Origin of the sequence: Nostoc sp. CHAB 5836 (assembly GCF_020829445.1) — a bacterium.
Lineage (GTDB): Bacteria > Cyanobacteriota > Cyanobacteriia > Cyanobacteriales > Nostocaceae > Nostoc.
In genome coordinates, this window is record NZ_JAIVFV010000216.1 from 1 (window position 1) to 10282 (window position 10282).

The 10282-nt window shown below is 41.9% G+C and carries 8 protein-coding genes; 6 read left to right on the forward strand and 2 right to left on the reverse strand.

The features are described 5' to 3' along the window. Nucleotides 1-881 precede the first annotated feature (881 nt). From LC605_RS28285 to LC605_RS28295, 3 genes are all read left to right on the forward strand, one after another. Entirely contained in the window at nt 882-2216 is a 1335-nt protein-coding gene (locus LC605_RS28285; RefSeq protein WP_229550771.1) for a hybrid sensor histidine kinase/response regulator, read from the forward strand. 36 nt (nt 2217-2252) lie between these two features. After that, the gene (locus tag LC605_RS28290) at nt 2253-3377 is read left to right on the forward strand and encodes a hybrid sensor histidine kinase/response regulator (RefSeq protein WP_229550772.1); all 1125 of its coding nucleotides are present in this window, start codon (nt 2253-2255) and stop codon (nt 3375-3377) included. A gap of 690 nt (nt 3378-4067) precedes the next feature. After that, nucleotides 4068-4262 (forward strand): heavy-metal-associated domain-containing protein, encoded by a 195-nt coding sequence (locus LC605_RS28295; protein WP_229550773.1) that lies wholly within the window; start codon nt 4068-4070, stop codon nt 4260-4262. Here the strand turns inward: LC605_RS28295 and LC605_RS28300 are convergent. Further along, nucleotides 4222-4458, reverse strand: coding sequence for a hypothetical protein (locus LC605_RS28300; protein WP_229550774.1), 237 nt, complete (start codon nt 4456-4458; stop codon nt 4222-4224). The two genes, LC605_RS28295 and LC605_RS28300, sit on opposite strands and share 41 nt — an antisense overlap. 6 nt (nt 4459-4464) lie before the next feature. Here LC605_RS28300 and LC605_RS28305 point away from each other — a divergent pair, with 6 nt between their 5' ends. Both LC605_RS28305 and LC605_RS28310 read left to right on the forward strand, forming a co-directional pair. Further along, nucleotides 4465-6873, forward strand: coding sequence for a heavy metal translocating P-type ATPase (locus tag LC605_RS28305; protein ID WP_229550775.1), 2409 nt, complete (start codon nt 4465-4467; stop codon nt 6871-6873). Between the two features lie 19 nt (nt 6874-6892). Then, nucleotides 6893-7105 (forward strand): hypothetical protein, encoded by a 213-nt coding sequence (locus LC605_RS28310; RefSeq protein WP_229550776.1) that lies wholly within the window; start codon nt 6893-6895, stop codon nt 7103-7105. A gap of 607 nt (nt 7106-7712) precedes the next feature. On the opposite strand, the gene LC605_RS28315 is transcribed toward LC605_RS28310, so the two are convergent. Beyond that, entirely contained in the window at nt 7713-8150 is a 438-nt protein-coding gene (locus tag LC605_RS28315; protein WP_229550777.1) for a heavy metal-responsive transcriptional regulator, read from the reverse strand. Nucleotides 8151-8359: 209 nt separating this feature from the next. Between LC605_RS28315 and LC605_RS28320 the strand changes: the two genes are divergently transcribed. Next, the gene (locus tag LC605_RS28320) at nt 8360-9448 is read left to right on the forward strand and encodes an aromatic ring-hydroxylating dioxygenase subunit alpha (protein WP_229550778.1); all 1089 of its coding nucleotides are present in this window, start codon (nt 8360-8362) and stop codon (nt 9446-9448) included. Nucleotides 9449-10282: the final 834 nt, after the last annotated feature.

The window sequence follows — 10282 nt, forward strand, 5'->3', positions numbered from 1 at the left end:
GGGATGTCTGGTAGTACATCCAAGGCGGATAACTCCACTATTCAAGCGTGTCCATGCTGAAAGTAGGGTTGCTTAAAGCCGACGTTGCATAAGTCTGACTATATTTGACTATGCGATTTGGAACTATAGACAGTACTTTCTTATAGGACTTACGCAAGTGTCACAACAAATAAAAGCTTTTAGTTTGTAGTCAGGGCTGAAGCCTTGATGAAAGAGGACTAAAGTCCCCACTACAAACTCCAAATAATATGCCACTTGCGTAAGTCCTATAGGACTCATATTTGATTTTTGAAAATATACGTAGGGTGTGTTAGCGACAGTGTAACGCACCAAACCCTTAAGAGTGGTGCGTTAGCGTTTCGCGTAACGCACCCTACAAATACTAATTTTGTTCAAAAATCAAATCGGATTCCTATATCTTATTTACCTAGCCTAATCAATCTGATGAGTAAAACTGTTCAAGCTTATGGTATATGACAATGGTATACAACTCTCACCAATGGCTGACGACGCTCGCTTGTTCACTCACTTACAATTGTTTTATAGTTGGTAAAGTGTTTTATTTTACATCAGATCTGTGTGCTGTCTTCAGCTCAATAGTTTTCGGTTTGTTAATTTCTAATTTTTTGAGAGTTTCATTCCACAACTCTGGTAAATTAACTAGATTTAGGATACTACAGACTCAATTTAACCTAAGTCAATGTCCGAAATGTTGAGATAATAGCAACGCTCAACAAGTGTTTAATATTATTATGAAAAATGTCTTAGTCAATCAAGTTACAGATTTTAGATGTCCGAAAATATTATATTCTTTAGTTGGATAATCTGAAAAAGAGAAATGTTAAACATCAACCTATGTTTGGCGGCAAAAATAAAAACCGATGGAAAAGACGCTGAAAATTTTGGTTGTAGACGATGACGAAGTAGACCGGATAGCAGTTCGTTCTGCCCTGACTAAAGCCGGTGTTCAGATCGAACTGTCTGAAGTGGGCGACGCTAATGATGCGTTTTCTGCCTTAAGCACTACTGCTTATGATTGTGTTTTCCTTGACTATCACTTACCAGACCAAGATGGACTAACTTTGATCCAACAGCTACGTTCTTCGGAAATTAAAGTTCCTTTAGTAGTCTTAACTGGTCAAGGAGATGAACAAATTACTCTTCAATTATTGAAAGCTGGTGCTACAGACTATCTCTCTAAGTCCAGAATATCCCCAGAAACTTTGGCGCAGGTCTTGCGGAGTGCGATTCGGATTTATCAGGCTGAAATGCAGGCAGCTTTGGCAAACCAGCAACTCAGAGAAAGTCATGAAGAACTTATTCGTAAGAACCAAGAATTAGAGAAACAACAGCAACAGATTCAAATGCAAAACTTCAAGCTATTGGAGGCATCAAAGTTAAAATCACTTTTTTTGGCAACTATCTCCCACGAACTCAGAACGCCAATGAATGCGATTATTGGTTTTTCGCAAATACTATTGCGTCCTAAGTTTGGTCAACTAACGCACCAGCAAGCAGATATGGTTGAGCGCATCTTGAATAATGGGAAGCATTTGCTGATGCTACTCAATGAAGTTCTCGACTTTTCTCAGCTGGAGGCAGGGCGATTAGACTTAAAGGCGGAGAAATTTGATGTATCAAAGGTAATAAATCTCGTTGTATGTGAAATGCGTTCCTTAGCAGAAGCGAAAAATCTCTCGTTGTTAATGCAAACCGATTTGCAAAATACTTTCGTGTTTAATGATCCAGTTCGACTCAAACAAATTTTAATCAACCTGCTGTCCAACGCCATTAAGTTCACAGAGTCTGGTGAGATTTGGGTTGAGGTTAAGGAACTACCTGCAAATCGGGTGGTAATTATCGTTCGAGATACAGGCATTGGCATAGCATCCAGAGATTTTCAACATATTTTTGAAGCATTTCGGCAAGTCGATCAAACCATCACTCGCAAATATCCAGGTACAGGTCTGGGTTTGGCAATTATAGATTCACTGGTACGAATGATGGGCGGCAAAATATTTCTTGAGAGTAAATTGGGAATCGGTTCAATGTTTAAAATTGAATTGCCGCGTCAAATAAAGTCACCGACTGTAGCAGATGATACTTCAGCTTCCAATTTAGAGAACGATGGTTTTTTTTGCCCTGGTAAAAATCCCCATAATTCGTATTCTCCAGCTATTAAAGTATCAAGAGTATCTCCTAAATTTAAACTATAAGTTATTGACAAAAAAGCTGATAAAAGTTGATAAATTATGTCTGTAGTTGAAAATAATAAAATTTATCGTATCCTCGCAGTTGATGACACTCAAGATAATCTCATTTTAGTTCAAGCAATTTTAGGAAGTGAGGGATATGAAATTGATTTGGCTTCAGATGGAATAAAGGCTTTGCAGCAAATTGACCAATCTCCACCCGATTTGATTCTGTTAGATGTGATGATGCCGGGGATGGATGGTTATGAAGTCACACGTCGGGTTCGGAAGAATCCTGCAATCTCTTATATTCCAATTTTGTTGATTACTGCCTTTGACCAATCCAGCGTTGTCGAAGGTTTGGATGCTGGTGCTGACGATTTTATTCGTAAACCATTTGATACTGATGAACTACTGGCAAGAGTGCGATCGCTATTACGTCTCAAGCAAAGTCTAGACGAACAGCAAAAAATGACCCGCCAACGGGAAGACTTTGTTTCCCGTCTGACTCATGATTTGCGAACTCCCCTAGTAGCCGCCGATCGGATGCTGAATTTGTTTGAAATGGAAACATTCTGCAAAATTTCGCCAGAAATGAAACAGGCGATCGCAGTGATGATTCGCAGTAACCACAATTTGATGGAAATGGTGAATACGCTGTTAGAAGTCTATCGCTTGGAAGCAGGTAAAAAAACGTTGAATTGGGAAGTATGCAATTTACGTGAGATATCTCAAGAAGTAGTCAGCGAACTGAGTCCTCTAACTAATGAGAAAGGCTTGGTTCTAGAAATAGATACCCGTAAATTAGATCCACGGAGTGAAAACGCTGGTATTATTATGGGCGATCGCTTGGAATTACGGCGGGTGTTAAACAACTTGATTGCAAATGCCATCAAATTTACAGACACAGGAGGCATAACAATCCGCATTTTTGAAACATCACCTCATCCAGGAAATCCAGATTCGGTAACAATTGAGGTACAAGATACAGGATATGGAATTGCGCCTGAAGATCAAGCAACGATTTTCGAGCGATTTCGTCAAGGGAGAAATAAACGCTCAGGTAGTGGTTTAGGACTACATCTATCCCACTGGATTGTAGAAGCGCACGCAGGAACTATCCAGGTTGCTTCTGAAGTAGGTAAAGGTAGTTTGTTTACTGTGCAACTACCTAAAAACATTTAAATAAAGGATAAGAACCCCACCCCGCCAAAGCTTTGCTTTGTCTCCCCTCCCGAAGAGCGGGGAGGGGTTGGGGGTGGGGTTTTAGGGACTTTTGCATATACGTAGGGTGTGTTAGACGAAAGTCAATACTGCGTAGGTTTTTCATATTTGTAGGTTGGGTTGAGCCAATGCGTTACCCAACAAACCCAGCTCTTAGGTTGGGTTTCGCTCCTCAACCCAACCCAATACGCTTGGGTTAAGGATTTTCTGGAGAACCATAGGCCTGTAGAGACGTTGCATTGCAACGTCTCTACACTGTCCACTGGACAAGGGTTTTAGTCTTATCCCAAGCGTATTGCAACCCAACCTACACATATTTTATTTTTTTGCCAAAACCTGCGCAGTATTGAGGCGTAAGTACGACACCACAAGCTTGGAATGGTGCGTTACGGCTTACGCCTAACACACCCTACAAATACTTAGATTTTTTCAGAAATCAAATATGATTCCTATAGTCGTCTAATACCAGATGTAAGTAAAGAAATTTGAAGTTTAGCGAAAAACTTTTAAAAATCTCTAGACTCTCTAGCCGGCTAGAGAGTCTAGGATAAATTCAAGGCGACTCTCAACCAGAAATTTCTGACTGTTGACAGATGTCTCCCAGTCATCCAGGTTGGTTTGGCTAGTTTTTCCACTCTATCCCGTAAATCTATGACTCTCCAACTCACAGTTCCCAATATGTCTTGTTCTGTTTGTGCAAGCAACATCACCAAAGCACTTCAGGCAGTCGATGCCAATGCTAGCATCCAGGCTGATCCAGCAACCAAGCTTGTCAGTGTACAAACTCAAGCATCAGAAACAGCAATTAAGGAAGCCTTGGCTGCTGCTGGCTATCCAGTTGCCTAGCGTAGAGGATGAGGGAGATAAGGGGGATGAGGAGGATGAGGAAGAAATTTTTATCTCCCATCTCCCCCATCTCCCTCATCTCCCCCATCTCCCTCATCTCCCTCATCTCCCCCATCTCCCCCATCTCCCTCATCTCCCTCATCTCCCTCATCTCCCTCATCTCCCCCATCTCCCCCATCTCCCCCATCTCCTCCATCTGGTTATGGATACTCTCACACTCAAACTTCGAGGCATGAGTTGCGCCGCCTGCGCCAACAACATCGAAAAGGCAATTCGTTCAGTTTCTGGGGTAATTGAGTGCAACGTTAACTTTGGAGCAGAGCAAGCTGCTATCAAGTACGATCGCTCTCTAGCTAATTTAGAGAAAATTCAAGGTGCGATCGCGGCTGCGGGATACTCTTCCTACTCACTCCAAGAAGAATTGCTCTCTGAAGAAGATGATGTCGAGAAAGCCCAGAGGCAAGCATTACAACGCCAACTCTCTCTCAAAGTATTAGTGGGAGGTGTAATCAGCGTTTTCCTGCTTTTGGGATCATTACCCATGATGACTGGGTTAAATTTGCCCTTAATTCCCAGTTTCCTGCAAAATCCTTGGGTACAGTTAGTGCTGACAACACCCGTCGTGTTCTGGTGTGGTGGATCTTTTTACCGCAATGGCTGGAAATCCCTGAAGCGCCATAGGGCGACGATGGACACGCTGATTGCTTTGGGTACAAGTGCAGCGTATGTATATTCTTTGTTTGTGACTTTTTTCCCGAAATTTTTTATTGCTCAAGGTTTGATACCTCATATTTATTATGAAGTTGCTGCCATTGTTATTACCTTAATTTTGCTGGGGCGATTGTTAGAAAATCGCGCTAGGGGACAAACTTCTGAAGCTATCCGCAAACTCATTGGACTGCAAGCTAGAGATGCCAGAGTCATTCGTGATGGAATAGAAATTGATGTTCCCATCGCCGAAGTCAGAATCAACGATGTGATTTTGGTGCGTCCTGGTGAAAAGATTCCGGTAGATGGCGAAGTGATTGCAGGTGCTTCGACAGTAGATGAAGCAATGGTGACGGGTGAAAGTTTGCCAGTCAAAAAGCAGCCAGGAGATGAGGTGATTGGGGCGACGATTAACGGTGCGGGTGCATTTCAGTTTCGGGTGACACGAATTGGAAATGATACATTTTTGGCTCAAATTGTCAAACTAGTGCAACAAGCACAAGGTTCTAAAGCACCAATTCAGCGCTTGGCAGATCAAGTGACAGGATGGTTTGTACCAGCTGTGATTGCGATCGCGATCGGCACTTTTGTCATTTGGTTTAATTTCACAGGCAACCTCACCCTAGCAACAATGACAACGGTGGGTGTACTAATTATCGCTTGTCCCTGTGCTTTAGGTTTAGCTACCCCCACATCTGTAATGGTAGGGACGGGAAAAGGTGCAGAAAATGGCATTTTGATTAAAAGTGCGGACAGCTTAGAACTAGCACATAAAATTCAAATCATTGTTTTAGATAAAACTGGCACTTTGACTCAAGGGAAACCTACAGTTACAGACTTTGTAACTGTCAACGGCACAGCTAACGGTAATGAAATCAAGCTCTTGCAGTTAGCAGCAACGGTGGAACATAATTCTGAGCATCCTTTAGCGTCAGCAGTGGTGAAATACGCCCAGTCTCAAGAGGTGAATTTAACACAAGTAAAGAACTTCCAGGCTAATGCAGGTAGTGGTGTGCAAGCAGTTGTTTCAAATCAGCTTGTGCAAATTGGTACACAACGCTGGTTAACAGAACTTGGAATTAACACCAAAAGTCTCCAGCAATATAAAGATGCTTGGGAAGCCTCTGGTAAAACAGTCATTTTGATTGCTGTAGATGGCGAACTACAAGGAATAATGGGTATTGCCGATGCCCTCAAACCTTCATCCACAGCAGTAGTGAAAGCACTACAGAAGTTAGGTTTAGAAGTAGTAATGCTCACCGGAGATAATCGTAAAACTGCTGATGCGATCGCCAGACAAGTTGGCATCAAGCGAATCTTTGCCGAAGTGCGTCCAGATCAAAAAGCGGCGATTATCCAATCTCTGCAAAAAGAGCAGGGGGGGATGAGGGAGCAGGGGGAGCAGGGGGAGCAAGCAAACAATTATTATTCCCCCTCATCCCCCTCATCCCCCTCATCTCCCTCATCCCCCTCATCCCCCTCATCCCCCTCATCCCCCTCATCCCCCTCATCCCCCTCATCCCCCCACTCCCTCGTAGCAATGGTAGGTGATGGCATAAATGATGCGCCAGCCCTAGCACAGGCTGATGTGGGAATTGCTATTGGGACGGGAACAGATGTTGCGATCGCAGCCAGCGATATTACCCTAATTTCTGGAGATTTGCTGTTAATTGTGACAGCAATTCAACTTAGCCGTGCCACCATCAACAATATTAAGCAAAATCTCTTCTTTGCCTTTATTTACAACATCATTGGTATTCCCATTGCAGCAGGAATTTTGTTCCCGATCTTTGGTTGGTTACTCAATCCAATTATCGCCGGAGGTGCGATGGCTCTTTCTTCGCTCTCTGTTGTTAGCAATGCTCTCAGATTGCGTAACTTTCGACCAAAAGCTATCTCATAATTGCAGGGTAATTTAGGAAATGTTCAGTAAAAAAATGCTTTGGGGAAGCCTGATAGTTTTAGTGCTGATCGCTGCAACATCAGGTGTAACATTAGCAGAAATGCCCGGCCACTCGTTAGAGCAAACCAGCCAATTTCAACCCATAGAGCAACCTTTGGGCTTGAAAGTTGGGGTTGCGATCGCAGGTTTCGCCTTAATTGGACTAGAGTTGTGGTGGTTCCTTCTTCATTAGGACTTAGGCAACTGGCATATTATTTTGAGTTTGTAGTGAGGACTTTAGTCCTCTTTCATCAGGGCTGTTCGCGGAGCGTTCCCGTAGGGTAGCCCTTACTACAAACTCAAAGCTTTTATTTTTTGTGACACTTGCGTAAGTCCTATTCATAAAAGTTCTGAGTCGTGACATACTCCTACACTGACTGCAAGCACTACAGTGCAGGCTTTTCACCCAATCCGGCTATTGCTGTGCCTAGGCGATGAGCTTTTTACGCTGCATCTGTACTTAGTACAATATTTCATAAATTCGTAGCGAATTCTCTTTGCGTTCCTTTGCGCTTCCCTTTGCGCCCCTACCCTGCGGGAAGGCGTTCGCGCAGCGTCTCGTAGAGAAGCGCCTATGCGTTTAAATTTCAACCCTCAATTCGCCACAATTTTACGCTGCATCTGTACTTAGTGCAGTACACAAACTAGGTTTCAAAGTCAGATATAAAGCAATACCGTTCAGATAAGACTAAAACCCTCGTCCAGTGGACAGTGTAGAGACGTTGCAATGCAACGTCTCTACAGGCCTATGGTTCTCCAGAAAACCCTTAACCCAACCCTATTGAGATATAAAGCCTATTTTAGTTTTGACTCCTACCGTAAGACTTATTTTGAATGATCGGACAAATTGTATCCTGGTGATGGTCACCGATATTCTTCCAGCCTGAAAGTAATCCATCTATTTCAGAACGTAAGGTTAACAATTGATCAATTTGGCGATCAATCTGCAAGACCTTATCTTCGAGCTTTTCTTTGATTTCACCACAGGGAGTTTGTCCTTGGTCATAAACCTGAAGAATATTTCCAATCTCTTCTAGGCTAAGACCAAGGTTTTGTGCCCTTTTAATGAATGCTAGACGAGTTAGCACATCCAATGAAAACTGGCGAAAGCCTCCCTCTGTTCGTCTTGATGATTTGATTAAGCCTAAACTCTCGTAATAACGAATTGTCCTGATGGGGATTTTGCTTAAATCTCTTACCTGACCAATTAAAAGCAGTTTTTTATCTTGAGTTAACACGGTAGATTTTCCCAAGGATATTAGCTGACATCATAGATATTTAATTAGTATAATTTTAACATTTTTGATAAACTTCACTCCCAATTTTACCTCTCGAATTTTATTGATTTATTGGGTAACTGTTTCTCATGGTACTGAAAGTAACTGTTTTTTGGAAGTTTCCATGTTACTTCTAGATCAACTGCTTCACTTCAAGTGAAACCATAAAAATGAATCTCAACTCGCAGACTTCTAGCTCAACCCGTAAACCTAAAATTTTTAATAATCCAGAGCGTTTTATTGAAGGATGGTATTGGGTAATACCTTCTCAAAATCTGCGGGTGGGTGAAGTAAAGCCTGTCGCGATTTTGGGTAGAGAACTAGTGATTTACCGTGGTAAAGACAAAAGAGTAGTTACCTTGGATGCCTACTGTCCACATATGGGCGCTCACCTTGCGGAAGGCAAAGTTGAAGGTAATGCACTACGTTGTTTTTTCCATCACTGGAAGTTTGACGCTGAGGGGATGTGTATTGATATCCCATGTTTAGATACACCGCCTTCCCTAAAGTTACAAACTTGGCCCACTGCTGAGAAGTACGGGATGATTTGGGTTTGGACTGGAGAAATACCACAACAACCCTTACCTTTTGTTCCAACTTTGGAACAAAAAGAGTGTGATGTCGCTATCCATTCTCACTTCGTGATGAACTGTCACCCCAATGTGGTGATGATTAATGCGATTGATGCTCAACACCTCAATACAGTTCACAAATTGCCATTAGAAATTATTTTTGAAAGACAGGAACTGAATGAGAATGCGATTATTTTTACTAACACTACACCCATCAAAGAAAATTTCTTTTTCATTAAGCTCATCCGTCTTTTCTACAAAAATGCCATAACTTACAGTATTTGCTATTGGTACGGTAGCATTGGCATTGTGACAGTTGGCACCGATTTATTCCATGTCCACATGATGTTTGCAGTTCGCCTCCACGAAGGGGGAAAAACTGAAGGCCAAATCCTGTTGATCACTAAGAAACGTAAAGGATTTTTTGGTTGTTTATGCAATCGAATTGTGCTATGGCTGACTAAGATTGCAGGTAAGTTCTTTCTCATGGGTGACATCAAGATTGTCCAAACAATCCAGTTTGATTTGAAAACTCCCATCAAAGCAGATCAGTCAATTATGCAGTTTATTAACCATGTTGAAAAACAGCAATCCTTAATGTGGGGGACTTGGCAAGAAGGGCGATCGCGCGATGTAGAGAACAAGCCCAAGCGTGAGAGATGGCAAGATACAATGAGCAATGACTAATATCATCATTCAGAATCGGGAGTCAGAATTCAGGAGTAAAAAGCTTTGCATCTGGCTATAAACCACGTCTATCTTGAAACCTGTAGTTCAACCCTTTTCAAAATGATTTGCCCTCATCCCCCAACCCCTTCTCCCAGATCTGGGAGAAGAGGATCCAGAATTTCAAAGTCCCTCTCCCAGATCTGGGAGAGGGATTTAGGGTGAGGGCAAAAACTACGGTTCTCAACTTAGATGAGGTTGATTTTACTTCATTTAGTTGCAAATTGCTGTAATAACTAATAAAAGTTAAAATTAATTTCTTTTAACTTTTAATTTATTTTTTACTCGGCTACCAGATCAATAAAAAGAAGTGGCAAAGCCACTTCCTAATTCCCAGGTAGAACCTAAGTTATGAGTATAACGACTACAAAAATTGGAAATAGTATAAACAAACACCAATTCATGGAATATCTATAATTTTTCTTGTTTTCTGGCTAAGGAAATCCTGATTTCTATCTGCCAAATAACTGTATATTTACATAAGTCTAGGGGGCGAGATTTAGTATAGGCTTGTCGAGATCAATTCAGTCCCCGTGTCAACTTCGGATTATGGGTACTTTGTGAGATAGCGATCGCAGCCTATGACTTAACGGAGGCTTTGGGAAGCTATTAAGTTTAGCCCGGGCTATTTCATTCTAGACATAAACCACCCAAAGCTGAAGTTCCTCTCTTAGCTCGACTTTATCCAAAATTAAGAACTTGGCTCTCTTGATATGACCAAAGCCTAGCTTTTTGGCAAAAACTTTTTCCATGTCACTGATTATCGGTGAAATCGAAAAAGTAGAACTACCGTAG